We start from the raw sequence: 15,060 nt of genomic DNA on the forward strand, positions 1-15,060 counted from the left end.
GTTAGGTTCAGCGGATATTTGGGTAATTGTGTTAGCTGGCGGACGCGCTATCGTCCGCGACGCCATTCATCGCTCGTGCGGCGATCGCGCGAGCGGCAGCAGAGACTGAAGCCAACGTGCCCGATCTTTCCGCGCTCAAAGCCCGCAAATTCCTGACCGGCCTGATCGGTGCGCCGATCGCGCATTCGGCCTCTCCTGCCATGCACGAACATGCCGCGGCGGCGCTCGGCGTGCGCTGCCACTACCAGCTCATCGAGGTGGCCGGCGCCGACCGGGCCGGTCTGTCCGCGCTGCTGGAAGGCGTGCGCCGGCTCGGCTTTGCCGGGGTCAACGTGACCTATCCTTACAAGGAAGCCGTGGTCGAGCTGCTCGACGAGCTCGCGCCGAGGGCGGCGGCGATGGGCGCGGTGAATACCGTCGTCGTTCGCGACGGCCGGCTGATCGGCCACAACACCGACACCACCGGGTTCGAGCGAGCCGTCGCGCCGCTCATCAGCCAGACCGATCGCGGCGTCGTCGCGTTGGTCGGGGCCGGCGGGGTTGGCAAGGCGATCGCCTTCGCACTTGCAAACCTCGGAGTCGCCGGCCTGCGCATCTACGACACTGAGCGCACGCGCGCCGAGAAGCTGGCGAGCCTGCTGCCGGTCGGCAACACGGTGACGGTCGCGGACAGCGTCGAAGCGGCACTGCACGGCGCAGTTGGCGTCGTCAACGGCACGCCGATCGGGATGTTGCCGAACCGCGGTACGCCGGTGCCTGATCATTTGTTGCGCGCCGACCTCTGGGTCGCCGACGCGGTCTATTCGCCGCTCTGGACGCCGCTGCTGAAAGCCGCCAAAGCCAGGGGAGCCCGGGTCCTGCTCGGCCGCGAGCTCGCGATCTACCAGGCCGCGGACGCGTTCGAATTGTTCACCGGCCTGGCGCCCTCGACCGAGGCGATGGGGGCTGCGTTCGACAACCACATGGCGGAGAGATATCCGGCGGTTGACGCCGCCTGAGCCGACGGCCAATACGCGCCGGAACAAGTCGTTCAAGCAAGAAACGCAAACAAGCGTTTAAGTCAGAGGAGGAAACAACGTGAGATCGATCATCCTGGCTGGCCTGTGCTCAGCCACGCTGCTGTCCGGTGCCGCCTACGCGCAATCCGGCGCCCCCATCAAGATCGCCGATGTCGCCGAGCTCTCCGGCGGCGGCGCGACCGTCGGCAACAACTGGAAGAACGGCATCGACCTCGCCGTCGAGGAAATCAACGCCAAGGGCGGCATCCTCGGTCGCAAGATCGAGGTGAGCCACGCCGACTCGCAGTCGAACCCCGGCGTTGCGCGTGCGCAGGTGCAGAAGGCGCTCGATGGCGAGCCCTACGTGCTGCTCGGGCCGGGCTATTCCGGCTCGGTGAAGGTGACGGCGCCGCTGGCGGCCGAGGCCGGCATCACCCAGATCATGGGCGGCGAGGCGGCCGAGCTCACGCAGGCTGGCAACAAGTTCCTTTTCCGCACGTCGTTCGGCCAGCAGTCCTCGATGCCGAAGGTCGCCAAGTACATCAACGACGAGCTGAAGGCGAAGTCGGTCGCGGTGGTCTGGGTCAACAATGATTTCGGCCGCGGCGGCCGCGACGTCATCACCAAGGAGTTCAACCGTCTCGGCATCAAGGTCGCGGCCGATCTGTCGACCGAAGCCGGCCAGGCGGATTTCGCGGCCGACGTCAGCAAGATCAAGGCGGCGGCGCCGGATGCCGTTTTCATCTACGTCAACGAGGAAGAGAGCGCGCGCATCCTTAAGGAGATCAAGCGCCAGGGCGTGACTGTGCCGCTGATCGGCGAGACCACGCTGGTCGGCCAGAAGGTGATCGAGCTCGCCGGCGATGCCGCCAACGGCGCTCGCGGCCACGTGGGTCTCACCACCGACGCACCGATCGAGGCCATCAAGGCGTTCCGCGACCGCTTCGTGAAGAAGTACAACTACGTGCCCGATCACAACGGCATCAAGGGCTATCTCGCGATCTACATGGTCAAGGCCACGACCGAGAAGATGGGCAAGGTCGACTCCAAGGCGTTCGCCGACACGCTGCACGGCCTGACCATCAAGACCTCGGCCGAACCGAACATCCTGATGGATGTGACCTTCGACCAGAACGGCGACATCGATCGCCAGGGCTTCCTGGTCGAGGTCGTGGAAGGCAAGCAGGTCGTGAAGCAGGTGTTGCCGAAGCTCAACTGAGGACAACGGTCGATCGGCGGCGCCGGTGTGGTGATGTCCGGCGCCGCCGTCACCCAAGGGCTCACGGGGAAACCATGTCCAATCTGCTCGACCTTATCGTGGCGGGACTCGCCACCGGCGCCATCTACGCGCTGGTCGCCGTCGGCTTCACCTTGCTGTGGCAGACCTCGCAGACCATCAACTTCGCCCAGGGCGAGTTCGTGATGCTGCCCGCCTTCCTGATGCTCGCGGTCATGCATCTCGGCGCGCCGTTCTGGCTCGCGGTGCTCGCCGGCGTGCTACTGTCGGCGCTGCTGCTCGGTCTCGCCTTCAAGATGCTGCTGGTCGATCCGATGCTGCGGCACGGCGTGCTGCCGCTGGCGATCGCCACCATGGCGCTGGCGATCGGGATCAAGGAGGCCGTGAAGCAGTTCTTCAGCGCCGAGGCCTCGCCGTTTCCGTCGATCGTTCCCGCGGGCGATATCAGCGTGCTTGGCCGTGTCATCTCGCTGCAGAGTCTCGGCGTGCTCGCCGTTGCAATCCTGGCCGTCGTCGGCCTGACCACGCTGCTCAATCGCACCTCGCTCGGCCACCAGATGCAGGCGGCGGCACAGAATCCGACGGTGGCGCGCATCATCGGCGTTCCCGTCGAGCGCATGATCCTGCTGACCTTCCTGATCAATGCCGTGCTGGTCGCGCTGGCCTCGCTGCTGATCACGCCGATCTATCTTGCCAAATTCTCGAGCGGCGAAGTGCTCGGGCAGGCGGCGTTCATCGCCGCGATCGTCGGCGGCTTCAACCAGGTGCGCGGCGCGATCGCCGGCGGTCTCCTGATCGGCGTCGTCGACAACCTCGCCGCGGCCTACGTCTCCACCCAGTATCGCGCGGCTGTTCCGATGGTGCTGCTGATCCTTGTCATCCTGTTCCGGCCGCAGGGCCTGCTCGGACGAGCCGAGGAGCGCACGGTATGACCCGCAACGGCAGACTGCTCCTCGCCGCGCTGGCGATCGTCGTCATCGCCGGCCTGATCATCATCCCGATGAACTTCAACCGCTACGGCCTCTATATCCTCAGCCAGTGGGCGGTGATGACCATCGCGGCGATGGGGCTCAACCTCACGCTCGGCTATGCCGGGCAGGTGTCGCTTGCGCAGGGCGCTTTCGTCGGCATCGGCGCCTACGGTGCCGCGATCCTCACTACCCATGGCTGGCCGCTGATATCGGCGCTTGGGCTCGTCATCGTCGTCTGCTTCGTCGTCGGCTGGCTGTTGGGCTATCCGGCGCTGCGCGTGCAGCATCACTATCTCGCCTTCGTCACGCTCGCGTTTTCGACCCTGGCGTTCCTGGTGTTCCGCAACGAGAGCTGGCTCACCAACGGCATCTACGGCATCAGCAACATTCCGCGCCCCGGGATCTTCGGCTTCCCGACCCGCAAGCCGTTGCCGTTCTACTATCTCTGTCTCGGCTCGCTCGGCCTCGTGACGCTGGCGATGTGGTGGCTGATCCGCTCGCCCTGGGGCCGCGCCTTCATGGCGCTACGCGAAAATCCGATCAGGGCGCAATCGCTCGGCATCGACACCAGACGCTACACGCTGATGGCGTTCGCGATCGGCTCGGTGCTCGGCGGCATCGCCGGCGTGCTCTATGCGCCGCTGACGCAATATGTCGATCCCGTGCCGTTCAACCTGCAGCTCTCGCTCGATCTCCTGATGATGGTGATCGTCGGCGGTGCCGGCTTCATGCTCGGGCCGTTCCTCGGCGCCATGATCGCGGTGCTGCTGCCGGAGTGGCTGCGCTTCGCCGAGGGCTATTATCTGATGCTCTACGCGGCCGCCGTGATCGGGCTGCTGATCTATTCGCCGAGCGGCATTCTCGGCATCCTCGACCGCTATCTCAGCTCACGGCGCACCCAGGCCGCATCCGCATTGCGGGCGGCGGCTCAATCCAAGCTGGAGGCCGCGCGATGACCGCAGTCCTCGACGTTCGCGACGTCAAGAAGAGTTTTGGCGGCATCACCGCCGTCAACGGCGTCAGCTTCGACGTGCAGGAGGGCGAGATCCTCGGCCTGATCGGCCCCAACGGCTGTGGCAAGTCGACGCTGTTCAACTGCATTCTCGGCCAGCTCGTGCCGAGCGGGGGCGAGGTGAGGGTGGACGGCAAGCTCGTCACCGGCCAGCGTCCGTCCGAACTGAACCGCCTCGGCGTCAGCCGCACGTTTCAGCTCTTGCAGGTCTTCCCGAAGCTGTCGGTGCGCGACAACCTGATCCTCGCCGGCCAGGAGCATCGCGGCAGCATGCTGTCGCGCCTGTTTGGTCCGTCGGATGCAGGGCTCACCGAGACCGCCGATCAGATGATCGGCTTCTTCAAGCTGGAGCATCTCGCCAACGAGCCGGCCGGCGGCCTGTCCTACGGGCAGCAGAAGCTGCTCGATGCCGCGATGGCGTTCATGGGCGGTCCACGGCTGGTGCTGCTCGACGAGCCCGCCGGCGGCGTCAATCCGACCATGCTCGGCGATCTCAAGGACCGGCTGATCGCGATCAACCGCGAGCGCCGCGCCACTTTCGTCGTGATCGAGCACAACATGGAGTTCGTGATGTCGCTGTGCTCGCGCGTGATGGTGATGGCGGAGGGCAAGGTGCTGGCGATCGGCAAGCCCGACGAGATCAGGGCCAATCCGGCCGTGATCGAAGCCTATCTCGGACACTGACGGAGCCGACGATGAGCGATCCCATTCTCGACGTCCAGAACCTCGTCGGCGGCTACGGCAAGATGACGATCCTCAACGGCACGACGTTCTCGGTGCCGGCGGGATCGATCACCACCGTGATCGGTCCGAACGGTGCCGGCAAGTCGACGGTGTTCAAGGCGATCTTCGGTCTGTTGAAGCTGCGCGAAGGCAAGGTCATCTTCAAGGGCCGCGACGTCACCGGCTTCAGCCAGCGCGCGCTGCTCGGCGCGGGCGTCTGCTACATCCCACAGGGCCGCAACATCTTCGGCGAGCTGTCGGTGCGCCACAATATCGAGCTCGGCGGCGTTGCCGCGCCGCGTGAGATCGATCTTGCTGCGCGCGTCGAGGCGGCGCTCGACGTGTTTCCGGTGCTGCGCAAGAAGGCGGATCGGCAGGCCTCGACGCTGTCCGGCGGCGAGCAGAAGCAGCTCGAGATCGCGCGCGGGCTGCTGCTCGAGCCGCAGCTCGTGCTGATCGACGAGCCGTCGATCGGGCTGTCGCCGTTGATGGTGCAGCAGACCTTCGACATGCTGAAGCAATTGCGCGACCGCGGCGTCTCGGTGCTCCTGATCGAGCAGAATGCACGCTCGGCGCTGGAGATCTCGGACTACGGCATCGTGCTCGAGCTCGGTCGCACCCGCATCATCGACAAGGCCGATCGCGTGCTGGCCGATCCGCGCATCGGCCAGCTGTTCCTGGGCGGCGCGATGGAGGAGACGGCGGCATGAACCAGCGCTCGATCGCAACGGTCTCCATCTCTGGCGCGCTCGACGAGAAGCTCAAGGCGATCGCTGCCGCCGGCTTCGACACGGTCGAGATCTTCGAGAACGATCTGGTCGCGTTCGGGATGCGGCCGCGCGAGATCGGGCAGATGTGCCGCGACCTCGGCCTATCGATCTGCGCCTATCAGCCGTTCCGCGATTTCGAGGGCATGCCGGAGCCGCAGCGCGCGCGCAACTTCATCCGCGCCGAGCGCAAGTTCGACCTGATGCAGGAGCTCGGCACCGACCTGCTGCTGATCTGCAGCAGCGTGTCGCCGGCCGCGCTCGGCGGCATCGACCGCGCCGCCGCGGATTTCCAGGAGCTCGGCGAGCGCGCCGCGAGGCGCGGCTTGCGCGTCGGCTACGAGGCGCTGGCCTGGGGCCGCCATGTGCACGACTATCGCGATGTCTGGGAGATCGTGCGCCGCGCCGATCACAAGGCGATCGGCGTCATCCTCGACAGTTTTCATGCGCTGGCGCCGGCGCTGCCGACCAATGCGATCCGCGCCATTCCCGCCGACAAGATCTTCCTGGTCCAGTTGGCCGACGCACCCAAGCTCGAACTGGACGTGCTGTCCTGGAGCCGGCACTTCCGCAGCTTTCCCGGGCAGGGCGACCTCCCGGTCGGCGAGTTCATGGAGGCGGTCGCCGCGACCGGCTATTCCGGGCCGCTGTCGCTGGAGATCTTCAACGATCAGTTCCGTGCCGGCTCGGCGCCACGCACGGCGCTCGACGGCATGCGTTCGCTGCTGCTGTTGCAGGATGACCTCGCCGGAAAAATCCCCGCGGCGTCGGCAGAGCCCCGCTTCGCGCCTCGCGTGAAGAGCCACGGCATCGGCTTTGTGGAATTCGCGGTCAGCGAGGACAAGGCGGAGTCGCTCGCCGCATTGTTCGGGCAGCTCGGCTTCCGCAAAACCGGGCGGCATCGCAGCAAGGCGGTGCAGCGCTGGTCGCAGGGCGCGATCGAGCTGGTGATCAATTGCGAGCCGGCGAGCTTCGCGCATTCGCACTATATCACGCACGGTTCCGGCGTTTGCGCGTTGGCGTTGGATGTCGACAGTGCGGACCGTGCCATGGCGCGGGCGCAGTCCTTGAAGACGCGCACCTTCACCCAGCCGGTCGGGCCGGGCGAGCTGGAGATCCCGGCGATCCATGGTGTCGGCGGCAGCCTGCTGTATTTCCTCGATACCCACGGCCGTCACTGGGATGTCGACTTCGAACCGGTCGCCAGCGACAAGACGACTGATCGGCTCTTGGCCGTCGATCACATCGCACAGTCGATGCCGCATGAGGAGATGCTGTCCTGGCTGTTGTTCTATGCCGGGATCATCGACTTCTCGCGGCTGCCGCAGATGGAGATCGCCGATCCCAGAGGCCTCGTGCAGAGCCAGGCGATCGTCAACGGCGATCGCAGCCTGCGCTTCATCCTCAACGGCTCGACGGCGACGCGCACGCTGTCGTCGCGTTTCATCTCCGAGTTCTTCGGCTCGGGCGTCCAGCACATCGCCTTCGCCTGCGACGACATCTTTGCAGCCGTGGCCGAAATGCGCGCCCGCGGCGCCGGCTTCCTCGACATTCCCGACAACTACTACGACGATCTCGAAGCGAAATACGATCTAGCGCCCGAGACCATCGCGGCGCTCCGCGCCAACGAGATCCTGTACGACCGCGACGGCGACGCGGAGTTCTTCCAGGTCTACACCCACATTTTCGAGGAGCGCTTCTTCTTCGAGATCGTGCAGCGCCGCAACTACCAGGGCTTCGGCGCCGTGAATGCCCCGATCCGGTTGGCGGCGCAGTCGCGCGAGGTTCGGCCGAATACGATGCCGCGGCTGTAGCTCACGGCTCCGGGCGGATGCCCGGCAGCCGGGCGATCTCCTCGGCAAGATAATCGATCAGCAGCCGCACGCGCGCGATGCCGGCGCGCTCCGGCACGATCAGCATATTGAGCGGCGTCGACGGCAGGCGGTGGTCGGGCAGGATCACCGTCAGCCTGCCGGCCGCGATGAGGTCGTCGACCAGCCAGGCATGGCTGCCGCCGATGCCGCGCCCGGCCAGCACGGCTTCGCGAACCCCGAGCCCGTGATTGGTGCGGAAGCAGCCCCTGAAGGGCACCTCATGGCGCTCGCCGTCGGGTCCGATGACAACGAGCACCTCGCTCCCCGCGACATTGGTCATGCGGATGCCGTCGTGGCCGATCAGCTCCTCCGGCGTCCGCGGCGTGCCGCGTCTTGCCAAATAGTGGGCAGATGCGACCAGCAGCCGGTGCGAGTAGCCGAGCGACCGCAGCTTCAGAGAGCTGTCGGTGAGCGGAGCGAGACGCAGCGCGATGTCCACACCCTCGCGTACGAGGTCGATGCGCTCGTCTGTCAAATTGAGATCGATCGCGATGTCCGGGTAGCGATCCTGGAAGGCGAACACGAGCCGTGTGATGTGGAGGATGCCAAACGCCGCCGTGCAGGAGATCCGGATCGTACCGGCCGCGGCGCCCCGCGCGCCACGCGCCTCGTCGCCAGCCTGCTCGATCAGTCGCAGGATCTGCACGCAGTTCGCGTAATAGCGGCTGCCTTCGTCGGTCAGGGTCACGCGCCGCGTGGTGCGGCTGAGCAGCGGGACACCGATGGCGTCCTCCAGCTCCTGCAGGTGTCTCGAGACGGTGGACTGTCCAATCCCAAGCTCGCGCGCAACCGCAGACAGGCTGCCGCGCTCCGCCACCCGGACGAAGCTGCGCATGTTGGCCAGACTGACGTCAGATTTATCCATTAATCGGCATAATGTTATCAATAATGGCCATATAGTGGATGAGTGAGCAGACGTCTATGTCTTGGCGAGTTCCAGCAGAGGATCCAGCCATGAACATCCTGCTCGTCTTTGCCCATCCCGAACCGCGCTCGCTCAACGGTGCCCTACGGGATGTCGCCGTTGCCGAACTCCAGGCCCAAGGCCATCAGGTGAAGGTCTCGGACCTCTACGCCACGGGTTGGAAGCCGGCCGCCGACCGTGCCGACTTCCCGCAACTGCCGGCGGAAACGCGCCTGAATGTCGCCAGCGCATCGGGAGACGCCTTCAAGACGCACACGCTCACCGACGACGTCCGAGTCGAGCAGGACAAGCTGCTCTGGGCCGACGCGGTCATTCTGCAATTTCCGCTGTGGTGGTTCACGATGCCAGCGATCCTCAAGGGCTGGGTCGACCGGGTCTATTCCTACGGCTTCACCTACGGCGTCGGCGAGCACAGCGACAAGCGCTGGGGCAATCGCTACGGAGAGGGCGTCTTTGCCGGCAAGCGTGCGATGCTGGTCGTGACGACGGGCGGCTGGGAGGAGCATTATTCGGCGCGCGGCATCAACGGGCCGATCGACGACCTGTTGTTTCCGATCAACCACGGCATCCTGTTCTATCCCGGCTTCGACGTGCTGCCGGCTTTCGTGGTGCATAAGGCGAGCCGGATCGACGAGGCCGGTTTCGCTGAGATCGCGGAGCGTCTACGCGGTCGGATGCGGACGCTGTTCACGGATCAGCCGATCCCGTACCGGCGGCAGAACCACGGCGACTATCTGATCCCGTCGATGCAGTTGCGGGCAGAACTCGGCAATCCCGATGCGCGCGGTTTCGCGCTGCACGTCGATGATCAACGCTAACGCCGGTGGGCGTGGGCTCAGCCCGCGCCCATCGCGACCGCGATGTGGTAGGTCGCGAACGCCGCCGCATAGGCGAGCGCGAACATGTAGAAGAACGTCACGGCCATCCAGCGCCAGCTGCCGGTTTCTCGGCGGATGACGGCGAGCGTCGAGGCGCATTGCGGGGCGAAGATGTACCAGGCGAGCAGCGCCAGCGCCGTGGCGAGGCTCCATTTGCTGGCCAGCACCTGGCCGATCTGCTCGGCCGCCTCCTTGCCGCCTTCGATCGCATAGACGGTGCCGAGCGCGGCGACTGCGACCTCGCGGGCGGCCATGCCGGGCACCAGCGCCACCGCGATCTGCCAGTTGAAGCCGACCGGCGAGAGCAGGGGGGCGATCGCCTGGCCGATCATCGCCGCAAGGCTGTAGTTGATCGCCGGCTCGGTCGCGCCTTCCGGCGGTTGCGGGAACGACGCCAGGAACCAGATCAGCACCATCATCGCGAAGATCGTGGTGCCGGCGCGCTGCAGGAACATCTTGGCGCGGGTGTAGACGCCGATCGCGATGCTGCGCAACCGCGGCATCTTGTAGTCCGGCAGCTCCAGCATGAACGGCGCCGGCTGGTAGTCGCGCATCAGGAAGAATTTCACCAGGAACGACACCAGCAGCGCGCTGATGATGCCGGCGGCGTAGAGCCCGAACATTACCAGGCCCTGCAGGTTGACCAGGCCCCACACCTTGGTAGGCGGGATGAAGGCCGAAATGATCAGCGTATAGACCGGGATCCGCGCCGAGCAGGTCATCAGCGGCGCGATCAGGATCGTGGTGAGCCGGTCGCGCCGGTTGTCGATCACGCGCGTCGCCATGATGCCGGGGATGGCGCAGGCAAAGCTCGATAGCAACGGAATGAAGGCGCGGCCATGCAGCCCGGCGCCGCCCATGATGCGGTCCATCAGGAACGCTGCGCGCGCCATATAGCCGAAATCTTCCAAAAGCAGGATGAACAGGAAGATGATGATGATCTGCGGCAGGAAGACGATGACGCTGCCGACGCCGGAGATCACCCCGTTCTGCAGGAAGCTCTGCAGCAGGCCTTCGGGAAGCTCGTCGTGAACGAGCTGGCCGAGCGCATCGAAGGCCGCCGACAGCACCTGCATCAGCGGCTGGGCCCAGGCGAACACCCCCTGAAACATCACGAACAGGATCGCCAGCAGGATCAGCAGGCCGCCGACCGGATGCAGCGCAATGGCATCGATCCGGGCGGTCCAGGTATCGGGCCGCTCGGGCAGGCTGACCGTCTCCGCGATGATACGGTCGGCCTCGCGCTGGGTGGCGCGCAGCTCCGGGACCGTGAGAGGACGCCAGGTATTGGCGCGCTCTCCGGTGGCCGCGGCCGCCTGGGCCAGGAGCTCGTCGGTCAGCCGAAGCAGGTCGTCGGTGCCGCCCTTGCGCACGGCGATCGACGTCACCACCGGCACGCCCAGCGCCTGCGACAGCGCGGGGACGTCGACCGTCACGCCGCGCCGCTTGGCGATGTCGAACATGTTGAGCACGAGCGCCAGTGGCCGGCCGGTGCTCTTGAGCTCGAGCAGCAGCCGGATCGTCAACCTGAGGTTGGTGGAGTCGGCAACGCACAACACCAGATCGGGCAGGACCTCGCCGGTGGCACGTCCCAGCACGAAATCCCTGGTGATTTCCTCGTCAGGGCTGCGACCGCGCAAGGAATACGTGCCGGGCAGGTCGACCAGCGAGACCTGGCGGCCCTGCGGGGTGACGAAGGCGCCCTCTTTGCGCTCCACCGTGACCCCGGGATAGTTCGCGACCTTCTGGCGGCTTCCCGTGAGCGCGTTGAACAGCGAGGTCTTGCCGCTGTTGGGCGTACCCACCAGGGCCAGATGCAGCAGAGGGCTTTCCATGACGACGCTTTCCGCGCGGCCTATGCCACGATGACGGCCATGGCCTCGCGCCGGCGGACCGCGACGGTGATGTTGTCGACACGCACGGCGATCGGGTCGCGCCCGACGATCCCCTCATGCAGGATTTCGACCCGGGCGCCCTCGACGAAGCCCAGTTCGATCAGCCGGCTCTCCAATTCGACGTCCGGCAGGGACGAGCTCGCGCCGCCCGCCGCCAGATGCTGGATCGTTCCGGTATAGCCCCGCCGGGCGAGACCGAGCGGCTGAGGCGGCCGTGTATCGCAGATTTCGCTCATAGCCTGTATTTTCAATCGCGTGCCAAGAGGTCAAGCGCGGCATGTTAAATGCCGCGGCATCTTAGAGCGATTTTAAACAGACCGGGCGGGCCGCCGTCTGATCTGCCTCAAGGAGCGGCAGCGGCTGCCGTGTGCCGGGTGTCCACCGCCGCCTTCGGCTCGAGGCCTGAAGACGCTGCGGCGCGGCTCTTGAAGTGGTCGAGCACGAACAGCCGGATCGCCGACGACAGGTTGCCCTGCTGGCGATTGTTGTCGATCTCCCCGACCAGTTCGGACAGGGTCATGTTACGGAGACCCGAAATCTCCTTCATGCCGTTCCAGAAGGCCTCTTCGAGGCTGACGCTGGTCTTGTGACCTGCGACCACGATAGAACGTTTTACGACGGGCGACTTCATCACGCGTCCTCGCCATTGATACGATGTTGATCGAGTAATTCGTTCGCGCGCTTGTCGCGTTGGGCGTCAGTTGCGCGTTCGGACTTCGTCCTGCCGAAGCGAGCGCGGTTGCCTTCGGCGACCTTTGCTGCCTGATCGCGCTCCACGCGCTTTCTGAAACGCTTCAAGTTGATGATGTCACCCATGCTTGCTCCAATCATCTAAGGCATCGAACATCACGACGAGAGCATGCGCATTGCGCGGATGAGCTCAGGCGTTCTCCAGACAATCACGTCATCGCTCCCTGATAGTTCGATGGCCATTCGCGTCGTTGCGAGCTGGATTTGTTTACTCACCAAACGCAGCAGAACTTGTAGTCGAGAGTATCCTTTAGGGGTTAACAGCGAGAATTGCATCACCCCCCGTAGTACTACGGGACTACCGCTAGGCTCGCCCCGGCCTCGTCATCCTCTCGGGTTGAACGAGGCGGTCGAATTCCTCTTCGGAGACGAGACCGAGCCGCAAAGCTTCCTGTTTCAGCGTGGTGCCGCGCTGATGCGCTGATTTCGCGACTTTGGCGGCGTTGTCGTAGCCGATCTTCGGCGCAAGCGCCGTCACCAGCATCAGCGAGCGCTCCATCAGCTCGCGAATGCGAGCAGTGTCGGCCTGGATTCCGGTCACGCAATGTTCGCTGAATGAACGTGCTGAATCACCTAGTAATTGTATGGACTGCATCATGCAATGTGAGAGCAATGGCTTGTAGACGTTCAGTTCGAAATGACCCTGGCTGCCGGCCATGGTGATCGCCGTGTGATTGCCGAACACCTGGCAGCACACCATCGTGAGCGCTTCGCATTGCGTCGGGTTCACCTTGCCCGGCATGATCGAGGAGCCCGGCTCGTTCTCCGGCAGGATCAGTTCTCCCAATCCGGAGCGGGGGCCTGATCCGAGGAAGCGGATGTCGTTGGCGATCTTGAACAGGCCGGTGGCCGCCGCATTGAGCGCGCCATGGGCGTAAACATAGGCGTCGTTGGACGCAAGCGCCTCGAATTTGTTGGCGGCACTGGTGAAGGGCAGGCCGGTGGCGTCGGCAACATGCTTGGCGAACAGCTTCGCGAACTTCGGATCCGCGTTCAGGCCAGTGCCCACGGCGGTGCCGCCCTGCGCCAGCGGCAACAGATCCCGCGCCGCGATCTCGATTCGTGCGATCGCGTTCTCGACCTGCGTGGCGTAGCCGGAGAACTCCTGGCCGAGCGTGAGCGGCGTGGCGTCCTGGGTGTGGGTGCGGCCGATCTTGACGATGTCCGCGAACGCGTCCTGCTTGGCACGCAGCGCCGCCAGCAGCTCCGACAGCGCCGGCACCAGATGGCCCGAGATCGCGCGCGCCGCGGCGATGTGCATCGCGGTGGGGAACGAGTCGTTGGACGACTGGCTCATGTTGACGTGGTCGTTCGGATGAACGGGCTTCTTGGTGCCGCGCTCGCCGCCGAGCAGCTCGCTGGCGCGATTGGCGATCACCTCGTTGAGGTTCATGTTGCTCTGGGTGCCCGAGCCGGTCTGCCAAACGACCAGCGGGAAATGGTCGTCGAGCTTGCCGTCGATGACCTCCTGCGCCGCCTGGACGATGGCGTCCGCCATGCGTGGCTCGAGCAGGCCGAGCTCGCGGTTGGCCTGGGCCGCGGCCAACTTCACCAGCGCGAGCGCGCGCACGATGCCGATCGGCATGCGGTCGTGGCCGATGCGGAAATTCTGCCGGCTGCGCTCGGTCTGCGCGCCCCAATAGCGGTCGGCGGCGACCTCGATCGGGCCGAAGCTGTCGGTCTCCGTGCGCGTCGATCCGTGCGATGATGAATCAGCTGAATGTGCCATGAAGCATGCCCATGATTGATGGTGAACCGGCGTCGACCGGTTCAAGCATGCTTCAATCTAGTGGTCCAACCGCCGTTCCGCGCGCGGCGAATGGGCCTATTTCTTGCGGAAACGGTCCAGGCGCACGACCTCGGCGCCTTCCCCCGGCGAGGTCGGCGGGAGCGGCTTGTCGTCGCTGGTCTCGGCCGGCGTCGCAGGCAGCGGCCCGGCGATGGCCGATGGCGTCGGTGCGGCCGGCAGCTTCGGCGCGGCCGGCGTCTCGGCAATCGCCTCCGACGGCTCGAACTGCAGTCCGAATTGCACGGACGGATCGAAGAAGCTCTTGATCGCGTGGAACGGCACCACGAGGCGCTCAGGGATGCCGCCGAACGACAGGCCGACCTCGAACCGGTCCTCCGAAACCACCAGATCCCAGAACTGGTGTTGCAGGATGATCGTCATCTCCTCCGGATATTGCGCGAGCAGCCGCGGCGACAGCTTGACGCCCTCGGCCTTGGAGATGAACGTGATGAAGAAATGGTGCTCGCCCGGGAGCCCGTGGGCGGCAGCGTCGGTCAGCACCCGGCGCAGCACCCCGCGCAACGCGTCGCGCGCCAGCACATCGTATCGAATATGATCCGTCGCCATGATCGGTCCTGTGTCGTGAGGGCTGCGCCCGACGTGTCGAGCCGCCGCGCCCGGCAGGCAGCAGCATTCCCGACTCGCGTCAGTCACATCGTACCCGGCATCGGCGCCGAGGTCAGCAGCCATGCCGGTCGATCGCCAGATATGGGAACGGGTAGAAGCTGGCGGAAGTCCGGTCAACGGCGGAATGAACGGGTGCCGCGCCAAAAAACTGGGGACGGCACAGCCCGTGGAAGGAAACCGGTTAACGTGGAGGCAGGTGAAAGTGGAGGCTTCTGTTGCCAGGTGCCTCCGAACCCCGCCTAACGGAGCTTAACCCGTTAGGACTTTAAGGTGGTCTTTCAAACTGCGTTACGCAGCCTGAGCAACCGGAGCAAAGTTGTCGTTGGCAACTATTGCAGTAGCCCGATAACGGCGGAACAATACCGGGAAAAAGCTCGCCCTTTACGCCCTCGTCGATCCTATTTCGCCCCCGCCAAAACCCATCTGTCGGTGGGTTTTGGTGGAGGCGCCGGGTACCGCCCCCGGGTCCGAATGGTTTATTTCGACGGCGATTTATTTCCATAGCCGGCAAGCCGGCCTCCCCTATATAGGCCGCCGGCCGGCGGATGCACAGGGCCGAAACGCCGCGGCGCGCGACAAAAATGTGGGCGGCTGCCGGGAACCTCTGGTTCGAC

The 15,060-nt window shown here is 65.3% G+C and carries 15 protein-coding genes and 1 other RNA gene; 8 read left to right on the forward strand and 8 right to left on the reverse strand.

What is annotated here, in order from left to right:
- Positions 1-116 precede the first annotated feature (116 nt).
- The 7 genes from ACQR1D_RS21030 to ACQR1D_RS21060 all read left to right on the forward strand — a co-directional run bounded on the left by ACQR1D_RS21030 (position 117) and on the right by ACQR1D_RS21060 (position 7,522).
- Positions 117-998, forward strand: a complete 882-nt coding sequence (locus ACQR1D_RS21030) for a shikimate dehydrogenase (RefSeq protein ID WP_316183615.1) — start codon at positions 117-119, stop codon at positions 996-998.
- 79 nt (positions 999-1,077) lie between these two features.
- Positions 1,078-2,217: an ABC transporter substrate-binding protein gene (locus ACQR1D_RS21035; RefSeq protein ID WP_315805535.1), complete on the forward strand. Its 1,140-nt coding sequence runs from the start codon at positions 1,078-1,080 to the stop codon at positions 2,215-2,217.
- A 74-nt stretch (positions 2,218-2,291) separates the two neighbouring features.
- Positions 2,292-3,167 carry a branched-chain amino acid ABC transporter permease gene (locus tag ACQR1D_RS21040; RefSeq protein WP_315805536.1) on the forward strand — a complete coding sequence of 292 codons (876 nt, stop codon included), beginning with the start codon at positions 2,292-2,294 and terminating at the stop codon, positions 3,165-3,167.
- Positions 3,164-4,162 carry a branched-chain amino acid ABC transporter permease gene (locus tag ACQR1D_RS21045; protein ID WP_434839289.1) on the forward strand — a complete coding sequence of 333 codons (999 nt, stop codon included), beginning with the start codon at positions 3,164-3,166 and terminating at the stop codon, positions 4,160-4,162. Before ACQR1D_RS21040 ends, ACQR1D_RS21045 begins: the two co-directional genes overlap by 4 nt.
- Positions 4,159-4,902, forward strand: a complete 744-nt coding sequence (locus ACQR1D_RS21050; RefSeq protein WP_315805538.1) for an ABC transporter ATP-binding protein — start codon at positions 4,159-4,161, stop codon at positions 4,900-4,902. The genes ACQR1D_RS21045 and ACQR1D_RS21050 overlap by 4 nt, the downstream gene beginning before the upstream one ends.
- An 11-nt stretch (positions 4,903-4,913) precedes the next feature.
- On the forward strand, positions 4,914-5,651 hold the full coding sequence (locus ACQR1D_RS21055) for an ABC transporter ATP-binding protein (protein ID WP_316183611.1): 738 nt from the start codon (positions 4,914-4,916) through the stop codon (positions 5,649-5,651).
- A complete protein-coding gene (locus ACQR1D_RS21060) occupies positions 5,648-7,522 on the forward strand; it encodes a bifunctional sugar phosphate isomerase/epimerase/4-hydroxyphenylpyruvate dioxygenase family protein (RefSeq protein ID WP_434839288.1) in 1,875 nt (624 codons plus the stop codon). The genes ACQR1D_RS21055 and ACQR1D_RS21060 overlap by 4 nt, the downstream gene beginning before the upstream one ends.
- 1 nt (position 7,523) lies before the next feature.
- Here ACQR1D_RS21060 and ACQR1D_RS21065 read toward each other — a convergent pair whose 3' ends face one another.
- Positions 7,524-8,447, reverse strand: coding sequence for a LysR family transcriptional regulator (locus ACQR1D_RS21065; RefSeq protein ID WP_434839287.1), 924 nt, complete (start codon positions 8,445-8,447; stop codon positions 7,524-7,526).
- Between the two features lie 89 nt (positions 8,448-8,536).
- Between ACQR1D_RS21065 and ACQR1D_RS21070 the strand changes: the two genes are divergently transcribed.
- Positions 8,537-9,325: an NAD(P)H-dependent oxidoreductase gene (locus tag ACQR1D_RS21070; protein ID WP_434839286.1), complete on the forward strand. Its 789-nt coding sequence runs from the start codon at positions 8,537-8,539 to the stop codon at positions 9,323-9,325.
- A 17-nt stretch (positions 9,326-9,342) separates the two neighbouring features.
- Here the strand turns inward: ACQR1D_RS21070 and feoB are convergent, their stop codons facing one another.
- The 7 genes from feoB to ssrA form a co-directional block, all read right to left on the reverse strand.
- A complete protein-coding gene (gene feoB / locus ACQR1D_RS21075) occupies positions 9,343-11,220 on the reverse strand; it encodes a ferrous iron transporter B (RefSeq protein ID WP_434839285.1) in 1,878 nt (625 codons plus the stop codon).
- Positions 11,221-11,240: 20 nt separating this feature from the next.
- The gene (locus tag ACQR1D_RS21080) at positions 11,241-11,516 is read right to left on the reverse strand and encodes a FeoA family protein (protein ID WP_315713372.1); all 276 of its coding nucleotides are present in this window, start codon (positions 11,514-11,516) and stop codon (positions 11,241-11,243) included.
- Between the two features lie 107 nt (positions 11,517-11,623).
- A complete protein-coding gene (locus tag ACQR1D_RS21085; RefSeq protein ID WP_315713371.1) occupies positions 11,624-11,911 on the reverse strand; it encodes a ribbon-helix-helix domain-containing protein in 288 nt (95 codons plus the stop codon).
- Positions 11,911-12,096, reverse strand: coding sequence for a DUF4169 family protein (locus ACQR1D_RS21090; protein WP_315805546.1), 186 nt, complete (start codon positions 12,094-12,096; stop codon positions 11,911-11,913). Before ACQR1D_RS21090 ends, ACQR1D_RS21085 begins: the two co-directional genes overlap by 1 nt.
- A gap of 238 nt (positions 12,097-12,334) precedes the next feature.
- The gene (gene fumC, locus ACQR1D_RS21095) at positions 12,335-13,759 is read right to left on the reverse strand and encodes a class II fumarate hydratase (protein ID WP_434839284.1); all 1,425 of its coding nucleotides are present in this window, start codon (positions 13,757-13,759) and stop codon (positions 12,335-12,337) included.
- 96 nt (positions 13,760-13,855) lie between these two features.
- Positions 13,856-14,386, reverse strand: coding sequence for an SspB family protein (locus ACQR1D_RS21100; protein ID WP_315805548.1), 531 nt, complete (start codon positions 14,384-14,386; stop codon positions 13,856-13,858).
- 261 nt (positions 14,387-14,647) lie between these two features.
- Positions 14,648-15,002, reverse strand: a transfer-messenger RNA (tmRNA) gene (gene ssrA / locus ACQR1D_RS21105).
- Positions 15,003-15,060 lie beyond the last annotated feature (58 nt).

It is taken from the genome of Bradyrhizobium sp. HKCCYLRH2047, assembly GCF_051168175.1.
In the GTDB taxonomy this organism is placed as follows: domain Bacteria; phylum Pseudomonadota; class Alphaproteobacteria; order Rhizobiales; family Xanthobacteraceae; genus Bradyrhizobium.

What these genes read in the sequence shown, in the direction of transcription:
- ACQR1D_RS21085 (WP_315713371.1), bottom strand. Translation starts at nt 11,911, where the DNA reads ATGAAGTCGCCCGTCGTAAAACGTTCTATCGTGGTCGCAGGTCACAAG.
- ACQR1D_RS21065 (WP_434839287.1), bottom strand. Translation starts at nt 8,447, where the DNA reads ATGGATAAATCTGACGTCAGTCTGGCCAACATGCGCAGCTTCGTCCGG.
- ACQR1D_RS21050 (WP_315805538.1), top strand. Translation starts at nt 4,159, where the DNA reads ATGACCGCAGTCCTCGACGTTCGCGACGTCAAGAAGAGTTTTGGCGGC.
- ACQR1D_RS21055 (WP_316183611.1), top strand. Translation starts at nt 4,914, where the DNA reads ATGAGCGATCCCATTCTCGACGTCCAGAACCTCGTCGGCGGCTACGGC.
- ACQR1D_RS21060 (WP_434839288.1), top strand. Translation starts at nt 5,648, where the DNA reads ATGAACCAGCGCTCGATCGCAACGGTCTCCATCTCTGGCGCGCTCGAC.
- ACQR1D_RS21090 (WP_315805546.1), bottom strand. Translation starts at nt 12,096, where the DNA reads ATGGGTGACATCATCAACTTGAAGCGTTTCAGAAAGCGCGTGGAGCGC.
- ACQR1D_RS21040 (WP_315805536.1), top strand. Translation starts at nt 2,292, where the DNA reads ATGTCCAATCTGCTCGACCTTATCGTGGCGGGACTCGCCACCGGCGCC.
- ACQR1D_RS21045 (WP_434839289.1), top strand. Translation starts at nt 3,164, where the DNA reads ATGACCCGCAACGGCAGACTGCTCCTCGCCGCGCTGGCGATCGTCGTC.
- feoB (WP_434839285.1), bottom strand. Translation starts at nt 11,220, where the DNA reads ATGGAAAGCCCTCTGCTGCATCTGGCCCTGGTGGGTACGCCCAACAGC.
- ACQR1D_RS21080 (WP_315713372.1), bottom strand. Translation starts at nt 11,516, where the DNA reads ATGAGCGAAATCTGCGATACACGGCCGCCTCAGCCGCTCGGTCTCGCC.
- fumC (WP_434839284.1), bottom strand. Translation starts at nt 13,759, where the DNA reads ATGGCACATTCAGCTGATTCATCATCGCACGGATCGACGCGCACGGAG.
- ACQR1D_RS21100 (WP_315805548.1), bottom strand. Translation starts at nt 14,386, where the DNA reads ATGGCGACGGATCATATTCGATACGATGTGCTGGCGCGCGACGCGTTG.
- ACQR1D_RS21070 (WP_434839286.1), top strand. Translation starts at nt 8,537, where the DNA reads ATGAACATCCTGCTCGTCTTTGCCCATCCCGAACCGCGCTCGCTCAAC.